15 protein-coding genes are annotated in these 14,699 nt (G+C 68.1%); 7 read left to right on the forward strand and 8 right to left on the reverse strand.

Annotation, left to right across the window (positions count from 1 at the left end; translation table 11 throughout):
- Positions 1 to 70 precede the first annotated feature (70 nt).
- Together ACQ5DX_RS25950 and ACQ5DX_RS25955 are read left to right on the forward strand one after the other, a co-directional pair.
- Entirely contained in the window at positions 71 to 835 is a 765-nt protein-coding gene (locus tag ACQ5DX_RS25950; RefSeq protein WP_430335333.1) for an SDR family NAD(P)-dependent oxidoreductase, read from the forward strand.
- A 25-nt stretch (positions 836 to 860) separates the two neighbouring features.
- Complete coding sequence (locus ACQ5DX_RS25955) at positions 861 to 1,628, forward strand: IclR family transcriptional regulator (protein ID WP_430335334.1); 768 nt, start codon at positions 861 to 863, stop codon at positions 1,626 to 1,628.
- A gap of 68 nt (positions 1,629 to 1,696) precedes the next feature.
- Here the strand turns inward: ACQ5DX_RS25955 and ACQ5DX_RS25960 are convergent, their stop codons facing one another.
- Complete coding sequence (locus tag ACQ5DX_RS25960) at positions 1,697 to 2,998, reverse strand: class I SAM-dependent methyltransferase (RefSeq protein WP_430335335.1); 1,302 nt, start codon at positions 2,996 to 2,998, stop codon at positions 1,697 to 1,699.
- Positions 2,995 to 4,425: an FAD-binding oxidoreductase gene (locus ACQ5DX_RS25965; RefSeq protein WP_430335336.1), complete on the reverse strand. Its 1,431-nt coding sequence runs from the start codon at positions 4,423 to 4,425 to the stop codon at positions 2,995 to 2,997. The genes ACQ5DX_RS25960 and ACQ5DX_RS25965 overlap by 4 nt, the downstream gene beginning before the upstream one ends.
- A gap of 172 nt (positions 4,426 to 4,597) precedes the next feature.
- On the opposite strand from ACQ5DX_RS25965, the gene ACQ5DX_RS25970 reads away from it, so the two are divergent.
- From ACQ5DX_RS25970 to ACQ5DX_RS25985, 4 genes are all read left to right on the forward strand, one after another.
- Positions 4,598 to 5,032, forward strand: a complete 435-nt coding sequence (locus ACQ5DX_RS25970) for an SRPBCC family protein (protein ID WP_430335337.1) — start codon at positions 4,598 to 4,600, stop codon at positions 5,030 to 5,032.
- Positions 5,033 to 5,081: 49 nt separating this feature from the next.
- Positions 5,082 to 5,405, forward strand: coding sequence for a YbaB/EbfC family nucleoid-associated protein (locus ACQ5DX_RS25975; protein ID WP_430335338.1), 324 nt, complete (start codon positions 5,082 to 5,084; stop codon positions 5,403 to 5,405).
- Positions 5,406 to 5,415: 10 nt separating this feature from the next.
- Complete coding sequence (recR, locus tag ACQ5DX_RS25980) at positions 5,416 to 6,024, forward strand: recombination mediator RecR (protein ID WP_348610605.1); 609 nt, start codon at positions 5,416 to 5,418, stop codon at positions 6,022 to 6,024.
- A gap of 193 nt (positions 6,025 to 6,217) precedes the next feature.
- Positions 6,218 to 7,063 carry a helix-turn-helix domain-containing protein gene (locus tag ACQ5DX_RS25985; protein ID WP_430335339.1) on the forward strand — a complete coding sequence of 282 codons (846 nt, stop codon included), beginning with the start codon at positions 6,218 to 6,220 and terminating at the stop codon, positions 7,061 to 7,063.
- Here the strand turns inward: ACQ5DX_RS25985 and ACQ5DX_RS25990 are convergent.
- Together ACQ5DX_RS25990 and ACQ5DX_RS25995 are read right to left on the reverse strand one after the other, a co-directional pair.
- On the reverse strand, positions 7,023 to 8,228 hold the full coding sequence (locus ACQ5DX_RS25990) for an MFS transporter (protein WP_430335340.1): 1,206 nt from the start codon (positions 8,226 to 8,228) through the stop codon (positions 7,023 to 7,025). The two genes, ACQ5DX_RS25985 and ACQ5DX_RS25990, sit on opposite strands and share 41 nt — an antisense overlap.
- A gap of 146 nt (positions 8,229 to 8,374) precedes the next feature.
- Entirely contained in the window at positions 8,375 to 9,313 is a 939-nt protein-coding gene (locus ACQ5DX_RS25995; protein WP_430335341.1) for a LysR family transcriptional regulator, read from the reverse strand.
- Positions 9,314 to 9,468: 155 nt separating this feature from the next.
- On the opposite strand from ACQ5DX_RS25995, the gene ACQ5DX_RS26000 reads away from it, so the two are divergent.
- Positions 9,469 to 10,791: an NAD(P)/FAD-dependent oxidoreductase gene (locus ACQ5DX_RS26000; RefSeq protein ID WP_430335803.1), complete on the forward strand. Its 1,323-nt coding sequence runs from the start codon at positions 9,469 to 9,471 to the stop codon at positions 10,789 to 10,791.
- Between the two features lie 70 nt (positions 10,792 to 10,861).
- Here ACQ5DX_RS26000 and ACQ5DX_RS26005 read toward each other — a convergent pair whose 3' ends face one another.
- From ACQ5DX_RS26005 to ACQ5DX_RS26020, 4 genes are all read right to left on the reverse strand, one after another.
- Positions 10,862 to 12,433, reverse strand: a complete 1,572-nt coding sequence (locus tag ACQ5DX_RS26005) for a long-chain-fatty-acid--CoA ligase (RefSeq protein WP_430335342.1) — start codon at positions 12,431 to 12,433, stop codon at positions 10,862 to 10,864.
- A 130-nt stretch (positions 12,434 to 12,563) separates the two neighbouring features.
- Positions 12,564 to 12,971 (reverse strand): carboxymuconolactone decarboxylase family protein, encoded by a 408-nt coding sequence (locus ACQ5DX_RS26010; RefSeq protein ID WP_430335343.1) that lies wholly within the window; start codon positions 12,969 to 12,971, stop codon positions 12,564 to 12,566.
- On the reverse strand, positions 12,968 to 13,552 hold the full coding sequence (locus ACQ5DX_RS26015) for an RBBP9/YdeN family alpha/beta hydrolase (RefSeq protein WP_430335344.1): 585 nt from the start codon (positions 13,550 to 13,552) through the stop codon (positions 12,968 to 12,970). The genes ACQ5DX_RS26010 and ACQ5DX_RS26015 overlap by 4 nt, the downstream gene beginning before the upstream one ends.
- Positions 13,553 to 13,631: 79 nt before the next feature.
- Positions 13,632 to 14,687, reverse strand: a complete 1,056-nt coding sequence (locus tag ACQ5DX_RS26020; RefSeq protein ID WP_430335345.1) for a 3-keto-5-aminohexanoate cleavage protein — start codon at positions 14,685 to 14,687, stop codon at positions 13,632 to 13,634.
- Positions 14,688 to 14,699: the final 12 nt, after the last annotated feature.

A 14,699-nucleotide genomic window follows, 5' to 3' on the forward strand; every position in this document is an offset into this window, starting at 1 on the left:
TTCTCCCGGGTGTGGTCCGGGACACAGGGTCGTGGACTTTCCGAACGAACGGAGAATCACCATGCTGGCGTTGAGCTTTCCAGAGGGAGCGGCCCTGGTCTTCGGTGGTAGCGGAGGAATCGGACGCGGAGTCGCTCGCGAATTCGCGCGCGCCGGCACGGCTGTCGCGGTCTGCTACAACTCCAAGCGCGATGTCGCCGAGGAGACCGTCGCCGAGCTGCGCGCGCTCGGCGTGAAGGCGAGTGCGCACCAGGTGGACGTCCGCGACGAGGCCGCCGTGGCGCGCGTGCTCGACGACGTCGTCGCCGAGCACACCCGGATCCACACGCTCGTCTGGGGCGCCGGCCCGGTGGTCGAGCAGATCACCGTCGCCGAGACCACGCCGGCGCAGTACCGCAGGTCCGTCGAGATCGAAACCCTGGGCATGTACACCGCCGTCCACGCGGTGCTCCCGCACTTCCGCGAGCACGGCGGTGGTTCGATCGTCCATCTCGGTTCGGCCGGCGATCACTGGTTCCCGCAGCTCGACGGGCTGTCGGTGATCCCCAAGGCCGCCAACGAGGCACTCGTGCGCGGCATCGCGAAGGAGGAGGGTCTCCACAACATCCGCGCCAACTCGGTGCTCGTCGGTGTCATCGAGGCTGGTATGTTCCTCGAACTCCAGGCGCAGGGCGTGTTCGACGAGGAGTGGACGCGTGAGGTGCACAAGCTGGTTCCGTTGAAGCGGTGGGGCAAGCCCGCCGACATCGGTGCCGCAGCCGTGTTCCTCGCCTCGGAGCAGGCCAACTATATTACGGGCCAGCAGATTTCGGTGTCAGGCGGTTTCGGCGTCTAGCCTGACGTAGTGAGAGGATGTGGCCGTGCCGCGAATCAGTGAAGATGCCCCGGCCACATCCATGCTCGATCGGATCGAACTGGTGCTCGAGGCGTTGGACGACAACGGGTACCTGACCCTCAGCCAGACCACTCGGCTCACGGGAATCCCCAGTTCGTCGGCGCATCGCCTGCTCGAGAAGATGGTGTCGATGCGCTGGCTCAACCGGGTCGGTTCCCGGTACGAACTAGGCGTTCGCCTGTTCGAACTGGGGTCGCGGGCGATCCGCAACCACTGGTTCCATCGGGTGTCGCTGCCGATCATGCAGGAACTGCACCGCACGACCGGCGCCGTCGTCCACCTCGCCTTCCTGGACGGCGCCGACGGCGTCTACTGGGAGAAGCTGTCGGGATCGTTCGGCGCCAACGTGCCGTCCCGGATCGGTGGACGCTACCCGGCGCACCGATCCGCGGTCGGCAAGGCGCTGTTGACCCAGATCCCCTCCGAGGCGCTGGACGACCCGATCTTCGATCACGTCGAGACCGGTGTCGTCGGCGGACGTAAGGCCCTGCGCGCGGAACTCGAACGCGCCGCGTCGGAGGGGGTGACCTACGACCGGGGCACGCTCACGTCGTCGTTGGGCTGTGTCGGTGCACCCTTGTCGAAGGGGATCCCGAAACCGGCGGCGATCTCGATCTGCGGTCCGGTCGACCGAGTCACGAAGGACCGCCGCATGATCGAGGCCGTGCAGCGCGCCGCCGCCGCGATCGAGCGTGCCGCTCGACAGGTCGACGCGGGCTCGCGCACCACGTGACGAGGAGGGCCCGCCGTCCGCACGGCGGGTTCACACGGACGGCGGGCCCTCCTCGGGTACTACTGCGGTCAGCCCTTCCACCACGGGCGCAGCGGGACGTTCGCGTCACCGTCGGGGCCGAGCTTGACGGCCAGCACCTGGTGCAGCTGAACGACGTTGCGCTCGAAACCGAGTCGCGATCCGGCCATGTACAGGCCCCACACCTTCGCGGTGCCCTCGCCGACCTCGGCGACACACTTGTCCCAGTTGTCGACGAGGTTGCGGCACCAGCCCGCGAGGGTCAGTGCATAGTGCTCGCGCAGGTTCTCCTCGTGGCGCACCTCGAGGCCCGCGTTCTGGATCTCGCTGATGATCCGGCCCGAGCCGGTGAGCTCGCCGTCCGGGAAGATGTAGCGGTCGATGAAGTAGCCGGCCTTGGCGCCGGTGCGGTTGCCCGGGCGGGTGATGCAGTGGTTGAGGAGTCGACCGCCCTCGCGCAGCTTGTCCTTCATGAACCCGAAGTACGCCGGGTAGTTGTGGACACCGATGTGCTCGGTCAGGCCGATCGACGAGATGGCGTCGAAGCCCGTCTCCGGCACGTCCCGGTAGTCGGAGAAGCGGACCTCGGCCAGATCCGACAGGCCCTCGTCGGCGATGGCGGCCTGCGCCCACTCGGCCTGCTCACGGGACAGGGTGGCGCCGATGACCTTGACGCCGCGCCGGGCCGCGTAGCGGACCATGCCGCCCCAGCCGCAGCCGATGTCGAGCAGGCGGTCGCCCTCCTTCAGCCCGAGCTTCTCGAAGACCAGGCGGTACTTGTTCTCCTGGGCGTCCTCGAGGCTCTGGTCCTCGGTCTCGTAGGCGGCACACGTGTACGTCATCGACGGGCCGAGGACGTACTCGTAGAAGGTGTTCGAGACGTCGTAGTGGTGGTGGATCACCTCGGCGTCGCGGGTCTTGGAGTGCCGCAAGCCCTCCGCGAACCGACGCCAGCGGGGCAGGTGTTCCTGCGGCGGCGGCGCGATCGGGCGCAGCTTGTCCCAGCCGATCGAACGGGTGATGGCCGCGATCTCCTTCGCCGACGGGCGATGAAAGTGCAGGTCGGTCATCGTCTTCAGGATCGCGTAGGGGTCACCGGGATGCACTCCGATGGCCTCGAGGTCGCCCGAGACGTAGGCGCGCGCCATACCGAGGTCGCCTGGGGCGGTGGCCAGGTAGGTGGTGCCGCGTGTCGAGTTCAGGTGAAGTCCGTACGGCGCGTTCGCCGGGCCGGTCGCGCTGCCGTCGTACGCGGTGAAGCGCAGCGGAATCTCACCGTCGGAAACGGTTTCGAGAATCTGCGCGAGGTTGAGCTTCTTCGCCGGGTCGGACGTCGTTCCGAGAGCCGTCACTTTCGTTGCACCGCCTTCGAGTAGAGGTCGAGTAGACGTGAATCGGGGTCGTACTGCTTCTTGATCTGTTCGTAATGGTCGCCGCCGTACAGCTGCGCGAATTCCTCCTGGTCGTAGAACGACTCGGAGTACAAGGACTTGTGGCCGTCGAGTTCGCTGACCTGCTTCTCGATCAGGCGGTTCGCCGCGCCGACGGGCGCGCCCGGCACGATCGGCACCGACGACCAGAAGCCGACGTTGACGTACGTTCGCCCCGGCTCGAGCGGGTACAGCGGCCAGGGCCGCGTGGTGTCGGCCGCCGGATGAGCGGGATCGCGAAGGCGCAACGGGCACAGCCACAGTGGCTCGATCGGGATCTCGTCGAGGAACCAGAGAAGGAACCGCGCCGTGTTCTCGAGGGGTACCTCGATGTCCTGCACGACGCGCTCGCGCGGCGGCAGCCCCTTGCGGGCCTCGAGGCGGTCGCCGATGTCGTACTTCTGGTCCAGGCCGATGAGCTTCCAGTAGAAGCTGCTGCGGCGGTAGCGCTTCGGCCAGAACCGTCGGATCTTGGGGTTCTGCGTACCGAATGCTCGGGAGCACCAGAACCAGTCGGTGTCCCAGCGCCACAGGTAGTCGTGGATGGTCAGCCGGTCGGTCTTGGGGTGGTTGACCGACTCGTGCTGGATGGACCGGTAGTAGATGTCCATGTCGGTGTAGTCGCTGACCGGTCCGGGCTCGTCGGTTTGCACGCCCAGCGTCAGGTACGCCTCGCTTGCGGTGAAGACCGTGCCGTCGAGGTAGTCCACGGCGACGCCGTCCCAGATGCGCTCGGTGACGATGCGGTCCATCGTCTCCTCGAGCTGCTGCAGGTCGTTGAAGCGCAGGTGCCGCAGCGCGACGTACTTCTCGACCGGCTCCAGCTCGATCCGGATGCGCGTCGAATAGCCCAGCGTTCCATACGAATTCGGGAAGGACCAGAACAGGTCCGAGTTCTCGCCGTCGGGCGTGGCGGTGATGATGTCGCCATTGCCGGTGAGGATGTCGATCTCGAGCACCGACTCGTGCGGAAGGCCGTTGCGGAACGATGTGGACTCGATGCCGAGTCCGGTCACCGCGCCGCCGAGGGTGATCGTCTTCAGCTGCGGCACCACCAGCGGGGCGAGCCCGTAGGGGAGCGTTGCGGCAACAAGGTTCTCGTACGTGCACATGCCCTGGACGTCGGCGGTGCGAGCCTCCGGATCGACCGAGATGACGCCGTCGAGTCCGGACACGTCGAGGCCCGGCGCGGTGCTCTTCGCCCGCTTGCGGAACAGATTGGATGTCTTTTTCGCCAACCGCACGTTCGCGTCCGGGGGAATGGCCCGGTAACTGGACAGCAGGCGCTGGACCCCCGCACGATGCGCGGCAAGCCCGATCTCGCGGATACCCCTCTTGGCGTCGACCACCCCCTGACGCTATCGCTAGTCCGATCGGTCGGCTATCGATATCCCGGTGAGTCGTCATTCCATAGCTATGCTAACGATTTGTCAGACGGGTCCCGCGCGGGCCGCGTGATCGCGATCATCGGGGACATCCGTGCAGGATGGGGGAGTACATCCCAGAGCAAGGAGACTCCCAGTGGCACAGGTCAGCGCCAGCAGTTCCATCACCACCACGGCCGCTCCCGAGCAGGCGATCGCGGCCCTGTCGGACTACGAGACCATCCGCCCGCGGGTCCTGCCGCAGCAGTACCGGGACTACCAGGTGCTCGAGGGTGGTCAGGGCAACGGGACGGTTGCTCAGTGGACGCTGCAGGCCACCGAGAAGCGGTCCCGCAACGTCAAGGCGACGGTGAGCGTGTCCGGCAACACCGTCACCGAGCGCGACGCGAACTCGTCCATGGTCACGACCTGGGAGGTCGCACCGTCGGGCACCGGGTCGACGATCACCACGACCACGCAGTGGAAGGGCGCCGGCGGGATCGGCGGCTTCTTCGAGCGCACCTTCGCCCCGATCGGGCTGCGCAAGATCCAGGAGGAGACGCTCGCCAACCTCGTTCGCGAGCTGGGCTGACGCCCGCGACGGACTACGCTGACTAGCAACTTCAGAAAGGATCAGCCCAGTGCAACCAGGTGGACAGCCCGACATGCAGCAACTCCTCGCGCAGGCGCAGCAGATGCAGCAGCAGTTGATGGCGGCGCAGGCGGAGATGGCCCAGGCCGAGGTGACCGGTCAGGCCGGTGGCGGCCTGGTGACCGCGACGGTCAAGGGCACCGGCGAGGTCGTCGGCCTCGCGATCGACCCCAAGGTCGTCGACCCGGACGACATCGAGACGCTGCAGGACCTCGTGATCGGCGCCATCGCCGACGCGTCGAACAAGGCACAGGAGCTCGCGGCGAGCAAGCTCGGCCCACTGGCCGGCGGCCTGCCCGGACTCCCGTTCTAGAGGGGCAGTTTTGTACGAAGGTCCCGTCCAGGACTTGATCGACGAGCTGGGCAAGCTGCCCGGTATCGGACCGAAGAGCGCCCAGCGCATCGCGTTCCATCTGCTGTCCGTCGAGCCCCCGGAGATCGACCGGCTCCAGGCGGTGCTGCAGAAGGTGCGCGACGGCGTCCAGTTCTGCGTCGTGTGCGGCACGGTCTCCGAGGAGGAGAAGTGCCGCATCTGTTCCGACCCGCGCCGGGACCGGACCATGGTGTGCGTCGTGGAGGAGCCCAAGGACGTCCAGGCGATCGAGCGCACCCGCGAGTTCAAGGGGCGCTACCACGTTCTCGGCGGCGCGCTCGATCCGCTGAGCGGCGTCGGACCCGACCAACTGCGCATCCGGGAGTTGTTGACGCGCATCGGTAATCAGGAGGACGGCGTCGACGTCACCGAGGTGATCATCGCGACCGACCCCAACACCGAGGGCGAGGCGACCGCGACCTATCTGGTGCGGATGCTCCGGGACTTCCCAGGGCTGACGGTGTCGCGGCTGGCGTCGGGGCTGCCGATGGGTGGCGACCTCGAGTTCGCCGACGAGCTCACGCTCGGCAGGGCGCTCTCGGGGCGGCGCACACTGTAGCCGCGACCGCCTACCGTTTGTCCGGTGTGCCCCTGACCTGCTGTGGCGGGTTCAGGGGCACACCGTTCTCCGCAGTCGCTGTCGCGCGCACCGCCGGCTTGCGCACGAGGCCGTGGTTCCACCAGGGACCTGATGCGGCCGGCGGGACCGGGGATAGGCTTGCCATTGTCATCCGTGCCGGGAAAGGACCCGCATGACAGTCGATTCCGCAGTGTTCGGTACCACGGCGCTCAGTGTCGACGAGGCGCTGGCCGGGTTGCAGTGGCGGTGCGCGCAGGGGGAGGTCCTGAGCTTCGCGGCCTGCGAGCAACGGACCGTCCCGGAGGGCGAGTCGACTGCATTGCTGGTCACGGACGGCCTGGTCCGTGTCGAGGGCCTGGGTGACCCGCAGGACCTGGCGCCCGGCGACTTCCTGTTCGTGCCGCACGGTCACGGCCACACGGTGCGAGCGCTGTCGGAAGCGGTCGTCCTGCGGGTGCGGATGACTCCGGCCGGCACGTCGGGCGCCCTGGACGCCCTTCCTCGCCGGGTGCTGCTGACCGAGTTCACCGAGCACGAGCCGATGGCGGACGCCCTGCTGCGGAATCTGGCGGAGGCCGGCGGCCATCCGCACGGCGTGCTGCGCGACCGCGTCGCCACCCTGATCGCGTCGATCGCGGTGTCCTCGTGGCATGCCCGCGGCTGCGCACCCAGCCGGTGGCTGTTGCGGGTGGACGATCCGGGACTGGCCCGCGCCGTCGCGGCCATTCATGCCGAACCGGGCCGGGAGTGGACGGTGGAGTCGCTCGCCCGCGTGGCCCTTGCGTCCCGGTCCGGGTTCGCCGCGCGGTTCCGCGCGGCGACCGGACAGCCTCCCGGTCGCTACCTGTCCGCGGTCAGAATCGAACAGGCCCAACGGATGTTGGCGCGGAAGGACGTCTCGGTCGCCGCGGTGGCGCACCGGCTCGGCTACGGTTCCGACACCGCCTTCGGGCGGGCGTTCCGCAGGCACACCGGCGTCACACCGTCCGAGTGGCAGCGGCAGCGCGCCCGAGGGTGACCCGGACCAGCACGCCGCCCGCCACGGTGATCACGGCGGCGACCGTGTAGGTCGCGGCGACCCCGACGTCGTCCACCCCGCGCCCGCCGACCGCGGAGCCGAGAATGATCGCGGTCTGGAAGCCTGCGACGATCAGCCCGCTGCCCGCCTCCACCTGGCCGGGTAGGACCCGCGTCACCCAGACCTGGGCGAGGTTCAGCAGGCCGCCGAACGCCGCACCCCAGACGACCACCGCAAGGTACGCCACGGCGGGTAGCCCGCCGGAGAGCACGATCGACAGGACCGACAGTCCGATCGCGCCAGGCACGGCCACCAGCAGAGGCTGCAGCCATCGGTCGGCGAGGCTGCCGAGCACGAAATTGCCGACGAGGCCGCCGACCCCGAACAGGGCGAGCAGGATCGCGACGGCCTCCGGGCCGGCGCCGAGCAGATCGGCCAGAGCCGGCCGGATGTAGGTGAATCCGGTGAAGTGCCCGCCGATGACGGCCACGAGACCGACCAGCCCGAGCGTCACCCCCGGGGCCCGCAGCGCGCGCCCCATCGCCGTCCACCCGACCCCGGCGGCCGGCGCGATCGGCGGCAACGTCAGCCGGACGGCGAAGGCGGCGGCGAGGGTCAGGACCGCGGCGACGGCGAACGCGACGCGCCACCCGGCGAAGGTGCTCAGGAGCACGCCGAGGGGCACCCCGGCCACGGTCGCGACCGTGGTGCCCGCGTTGACGATCATCATCGCCTTCCCGACCCGGTCGGCGGGCACCAGCTGGGTCGCGATCACCAGCGCCATCGACCAGTAGCCGCCGATCGCGAGGCCGAGCAGCAACCGCGCCAGCATCAACACCGCGACGTTCGGTGCCACGGCCACCAGGATGTTCGAGGCCACGGCGCCGACGGTCAGCGCGACCAGCAGGGTCCGCCGGTCCAGTCGGGGGAAGAGGGACCCCATCCCGAGCGCGGCCACCAGCGCCGTGAGCGCCGTGACGCTGACCGACAGGCCGACAACGCCCTCGGTGACACCGAGTTGGGAGGCGACGAGTGTGAGCACACCGGGTGGCAGGAACTCGGCGGTCACCAGCGTGAAGCTGCCCAGGAACATCGTCGCCAGGGCCGGCCAGGCGCCGCGTACTCGGTTCGCCGCGCGCTCGTCGGCGATCAGGTTGGTTGTCATGTCCGATGTCAACAACGCCGTCACCGCGATCACGCCCACCCAAACGCCACACCACTCGATCCAGACGCCGAATCGCGCCGGCCGCGCGCGGCGGGGCCGACGTGCAATCGGGTGCCGGTGGGCGGCGCACCCGGTGACGCGTCCGGTTACCGCTGGTCCGGTGTGCCCCTGACCTGCTTGGTCAGGGGCACACCGCTTTCGGTGTTTTCCATGGTCATCGTCTGCCGCAGCGAGTGGATCAGGCTCGCCATGTCGGGGGCGTCGACCGCGCCGGTGCGGACGATTCCGCTGACCGGCACCCGCAGGCGGTTGTTCCGCTCGCGCATGAGGCACAGCCCGGTCCGCGGCACCTCGGCGACGGTGCTCGCGTAGAGCACCGTCCACGCACGCGGGTTGGTGATGACGTCGAGGATCGCGGTGTGATCGCGGGCGATGGGCGGACCGAGTCGTAGGCGCCGGCCGACGTCGACGAAGGCGTTCTCGACGACGGTGTGGATCAGGACCTGGCTCTGCCGCGGCGGGAGCAGCAGCGGGTAGGGCGCGAGTTCGCTCAACTCGACGGTGGAGAACGCCGACACCGGATGGTGGTTGGACGTCGCGATCATCAGGTCCTCGACGCCCAGTTCGACGGTCTCGAGCCCGGGCCGGTCGACCTCGCCGCGGATCAGCGCGATGTCGGCGTCACCCGACGACACCGCCTCGATGCGGTCGGTGAAGTTCTTGATCACGAACTCGATGTCCAGATCCGGGTGCTTCTCGCGGACGTGCGCGATCGCGGCCAGGCTCTGCGGCGCGAAGCTCATGCTGGCGGTGATCCGGATGCGGTCGCGTGGCTCCTTCGCGACGGCGAACGCCTTGGCCTCGAGGCTCAGCACCTCCTGTGCGATCGGCACCAGCCGCGACCCGGCCGGGGTCAGCTTCACGACGCGGGTCGACCTCTCGAACAGCGAGGCCCCGAGTTCCTGCTCGAGCTTGGTGACCTGGTGACTGATCGCGGACTGCGAGATGAAGCAACGTTTCGCGGCCTTGCTGAAGCTCAGCTCCTCGCTGACGGCGAGGAAGTAGCGGAGCTGCCGGAAATCCATGCCGACATACTACTTATGAGCGATCGAGATAACTGTTCTCCGAATATCCCTGATTACTGGCGCAGAGGTCCTTAGCGCTCCTACGGTGTCTCTCATACATCTCGACCAGGTCTCTCGAATATCTCGAGAAGGAGGCAACCGTGAGCGAAACAGCAATCGACCGGACCGAAGTTGTGATCGTCGGGTCCGGATTCGGTGCCCTCGCCACGGCGAAGAAGCTGGCCAAGGCCGGTAAGCCGTTCGTCCTCATCTCGGAGACCACCGAGCACCTCTTCCAGCCGCTGCTGTACCAGGTGGCGACCGGTGTCCTCGCGGCCGGCGAGATCGCCCCGTCGGTGCGCGCGATCCTCGCGAAGTACCCCAACGCCGACGTCCGTCTGGGGCGCGTCGTCGACGTGCACCCCGAGGAGAAGGAACTCGTCTACGAGGCCGCCGGTCAGCGCCACACGCTGGGTTACGACTCGCTCGTCGCCGCCACCGGCGCCCGGCAGAGCTACTTCGGCCGCGACGAGTTCGCCAAGGTCACCTTCGCGCTCAAGACCGTCGACGACGCCGAGCGGCTGCGGGCGCAGATCGTGCGCTGCTTCGAGGAGGCGCACACCACCTCCGATCTCGAGCGCCGCAAGAACCTGCTGAGCTTCATCGTCATCGGTGCCGGCGCGACGGGCGTCGAGCTGGCCGGTCAGATCAAGGAACTCGCCGGCCGCTACTTCGAGCAGTCGATCCGCGGCGTCACCGCCGACGACGTCACCGTCACCCTCGTCGAGGGCGCCGGCGTCGCGATGCCCGCCTACGGCGGCAAGCTCAGCGAGTACACCAAGGAATCGCTCGAGAAGTCGGGCGTCGAGGTGGTGCTCAACACGCTGGTCACCGACATCGACGAGCACGGCGCCACCCTCAAGGCGCACGGCAGCGAGACCGGTGAGCGCCGCACCGCCGAGACCATCATCTGGTCGGCGGGCGTGCAGGCCAACGACTTCGCGGCCGCGCTCGCCGAGCGCACCGGCTGCGATACCGACCGCGCCGGACGCCTCCTCGTCAACCCCGACCTCACCGTCGGCGGCCGCGCCGACATCTTCGCGGTCGGCGACATGACGTCGCTCAACAACCTGCCCGGCCAGTCGCCGGTCGCGATGCAGGGCGGACGCCACGTCGCGGCCACCATCCTCGGCAAGATCAAGCGAGGCACGCCGTTCAAGTTCCGCGACAAGGGTTCGATGGCGATCATCAACCGCTTCCGCGCCGTCACCAAGGTCAAGAGCATCGAGCTCACCGGCTTCGTCGCCTGGGTGCTGTGGCTGGCCGTGCACATGGTGTACCTGGTGGGCTTCCGTAACCGCTACGTCGCGGTGATGTCGTGGTTCGGATCGTTCCTCGGCCACCGTCGTCCGCACTTCCACTACGCGCAGGAGATCGGGCCGGTCGAGGCGCCGGATGCCCACATGTCCGACGACGAACCCGCGAAGGCGGCCGCTTAGCCACGGATCGAACGCGAGAGGGCGAAACAGCAAGGAGTTGATGCTGTTTCGCCCTCTCGCGTATCGCGGGTCAGTTCACGACCGGTGCCACGGCGCCGAGCTCGCGCTTGAGGATCTTGCCGGTCGCGGTCATCGGGAGACTCGGGACGAACTCGACGGTGCGGGGGTACTTGTAGCTCGCCATCTGCTCCCGGCACCAGGCGACCAGATCGGATTCGGTGACGGTGGCCGTCGGTTCGAGGATGACGAACGCCTTGACCTCCTCGCCGTGACTCTCGTCCGGGACGCCGATCACCGCGGCGAGCGAGACCGCCTCGTGGGTCATCAGGACCTCCTCGATCTCCCGCGGATAGACGTTGAACCCTCCCCGGACGATGAGGTCCTTGGCGCGGTCGACGATGTAGTAGAAGCCGTCGCCGTCCCTGCGCGCCAGGTCGCCGGTGCGGAACCAGCCGTCCCGCATCACCTCGTCCGTGGCGGCGGGGCGGTTGTAGTAGCCCTTCATGATGTTGTGGCCGCGCAGGGCGATCTCGCCCACCTCGTCGTCGCTCACCGGCTCCCACAACTCGTCGACGAGCCGCGCCTCGATGCCCCACACCGGCACGCCGATCGATCCGGGGCGCGGATCGCGTTCCGGATCGCTGAAGAGTGCCAGCGGCGAGGTCTCGGACAGCCCGTACCCCTCCAGGATCTGGACACCGAACCGCTCGTGGAAGCGGGAGAGGATCTCGACCGGCAGGGCCGCGCCGCCCGAGATCGCGCGGCGAATGGTCCCGGCGATGCGGTCGACGTCGACGTGCTCGGTCTCGCCGAGTGCGTTGAGCAGCCCCCAGTACATGGTCGGGACGCCCGCGAACACCGTGATCTCCTCGGCGACCATCAGTTCCAGTGCGGCGTGCGCTTCGAACCGCGGCATCAGCACCAGCGTGGCGCCGGTCGAGAGGCCGGCATTCATGGTCACCGTCTGGCCGAACGAATGGAACAACGGGAGGGTGACCAGGTACCGGTCGTGGCGGGTCGGGTTGCTGTCGAACAGGCGATTGGCGGTCAGCGCGTTCATCGTCATGTTCGAGTGGCTCAGTTCGGCGCCCTTGGGCTTGCCGGTCGTGCCGCTCGTGTAGAGAATGACTGCGGTATCGGGTGATTCGCGTACAACGGTCGCGAACGTCGCCGGCTGATCGCCGAGGACCTCGGCCAGGATCTCGACGCCCGCGGTCCGTGCAGGGGTGCCTTCCGCTGTGATGACGAACAGGTCGCGGCAATCGGGTGCGTCCTCGAAGCCGGCACGGCCGAACGCGCCCATCGGGGGGTCTTCGCTGCCGTCGAAGCAGAAGTACGCCACCGCGTCGCAGTCGGAGAGATGGTAGGCGATCTCGCGAGACTTGAGCAGGATGTTCAGCGGAACCACGACGGCACCGGCCTTGAGGATCCCGTAGTAGACGAAGGCGAACTGCGGAACGTTCGGGCACGAGATCGCGACCTTGTCGCCGGGCTCGACGCCCCGCGAGGTCAGCAGGTTGGCCACCTGGCAGGCCCGAGCGTCGAGCTCGGCGTACGTGAGTCGCTCGGAACCGCACACGAGCGCGATTCGATCCGGGTAGCGGCGGGCCGAGTCTTCCAGCAGCACAGACAGGTTGAGCACGAGGTCTTCTCTTTCTCCGTACGAGGACGCGCCGATACGCATGTGCCCCCGAGGAAGGATTGGAAGACTCGGTTACACATGCGTATCGGCGCTGCTTACTGACGTGTCGGTTCCCGACACGCTCTGTTCGTCACGAGGTTGTCGTTGTCACGCCCTGACCCGAGGCCTCCGCGGTCGCGGACAACTCCTCGAGAAGGAAGGGGAGGCCGACGTTGACGGAATGGAGGCCGACCGTGGTGGCCAACTTCAACACCTCGACGATCTCCTGCGGTGTCACCCCGAGCTTCAGAGCGTCCTGGATGTGGCGGCGGACGCCCGGCGCGTAGAGGTGGGTGCAGGACACGTCGAGGGCGAGGCAGAGCAGCTGGACCGTCTGCGGCGAGAGATGCTTGCTGTCGTAGGTCTGCGCCGCAGCCCTCATGTAGTGCTCGGTCCATTCCGGATCGAACTCGAGAAGGCTGTCCCACAAAGGGTTCCAGCTTCCGTTGGCCTTGAGACCCTCGACGAAGGTGGTGAGACTGCCGCTGTCCGTCGTCATCGTCGGGCCTCTTCCGTAGTGGTGCGGAGTTCGTCGAGGAGTTCGGTGGCGCGGGGCCATTCGCCGTAGCCGGCAGCGGGATTGAGGTGTCCCACTTCGCCGACGTCGATCAGTCGGCTGCCCCACGCGTGCGCCAGATCGACGACGGTGTCGTAGGCGGCGAGGGGGTCGTTGGTGCTGGCGGCGACGATGCTCGGGAACGGCAGCGCGCTGCGCGGAACCGGGAGCCAGCCGCCCTCGTCGAGCTGCTCGCGGGTGGGATACCCGGCGGGCAGCGGCGTCGCGAAGTCCGGCGGGGTGGCCAGAAGGGCGCCCGCGACCGGACGGTCGTGGCGGGCGGCCCAGTGCACGGTGATCATCACGCCGGCGCTGTGCGCGACGAGCACCACGGGCCCGTCGACGTCGGCCAGGACCGCGTCGAGCGCCGCGACGCGGGCGTCGAGGCTGAACTTGCCGTGCTCGAGCGGCGGGACGATGCGAACCTTGTCCAGCCCCGCGGCCAACAGGGTCTGCCAGTGGTTCTCGACGTGGTCGCGCAGTCCGGGAACGATCACGACGGTCGGGGAAACGGAGCTGCTCAAGACATTTCCTCCAAGGAAGAACTAGGGGGTGATAGAGGGGTGGGGACACCGGTGGACGGTGTCCCCACTCGTCCCGGGGTCACGCGTGCTGGGTGAAGCCGACCTGGCCGGGGCGGCGGTTGGGCGCGTAGCCGAGCTTTTCGAGGGTCTCGTCGGCGTCCTTGTAGGTGGTGCCGATCTTGTAGATGTCGCGGGCTTCCTTCGCCGTGGCGACCTCACGGCCGAGTTCCTTGGCGACGCGGACGAGCTGGCGGACCTGCTCGGCGGAGGTGATCTTGACCTCGCCGCTCGGCGCCCACAGGTTGTCCTCGTTGCCGCAGCGCGGGTGCAGGCCCATCGCGATCGCCATCGTGTTGACCGGCAGCACCGACCGCATGAGGGTCTCGAGGGTCAGGCAGGCGCCGTCCGGGACCCGGTTGATGAACTGCATCATGTTGTACGGGTTCGGGCCGTCGAAGCCGCCACCGATCGCCACCCATGTCAGGTTCAACGGACCGGTGTACACGCCGCGACGGATCAGCCGCTCCACCGTCTCGAGCTGCGGAATGCTCGACAGCTGGAAGTGCGGCTGGATCCCGGCGGCCTGCAGACGGCGCAGGTGCTCCTCGACCCACTCCGGGCCGGCCGGGACGGTCATCTCGCGGTAGGTGTGGGCGAGCTCGGCGTTCTCCAGCGAGGTGCCCTTGATGTCGCCCGGCGTCATCAACTCCATGATGTTCATCTGGCTGGTGTTGATCGCGATCGTGACCTGGTCCGGCTTCGGATCCAGCTCGGCGAGCATGTGCCGGACGTTGTCCGGCAGCCACTTCGCGTCGGCGCCGTCGCCCTCCGGCGCGAACGAGATCGAGCCGCCGACCTGCAGGATCATCTCCGGCACGGCCTCACGCAGGCGGCCGAGGAGCTCGTTGAACTTCGACAGGCGCTTGGAGCCCTTGCCGTCCTCCTCGCGCACGTGGATGTGCAGCACGGTCGCGCCGGCCTCGTAGCAGTCCACCGCCTGCTGGACGTGCTCGTCCATGGTCAGCGGCAGGTCTTCGGGGAAGTCCTCCACCGCCCACTCCGGGCCGTACGGCGCGACGGTGATGACCAGCTTGTCCTGGTTCTCCGGGAAGAACGCATCGTCGTGGAAATGCATGAGTGACTACTC

It is taken from the genome of Rhodococcus sp. ACT016 (assembly GCF_050477185.1).
Classification (GTDB): domain Bacteria; phylum Actinomycetota; class Actinomycetes; order Mycobacteriales; family Mycobacteriaceae; genus Prescottella.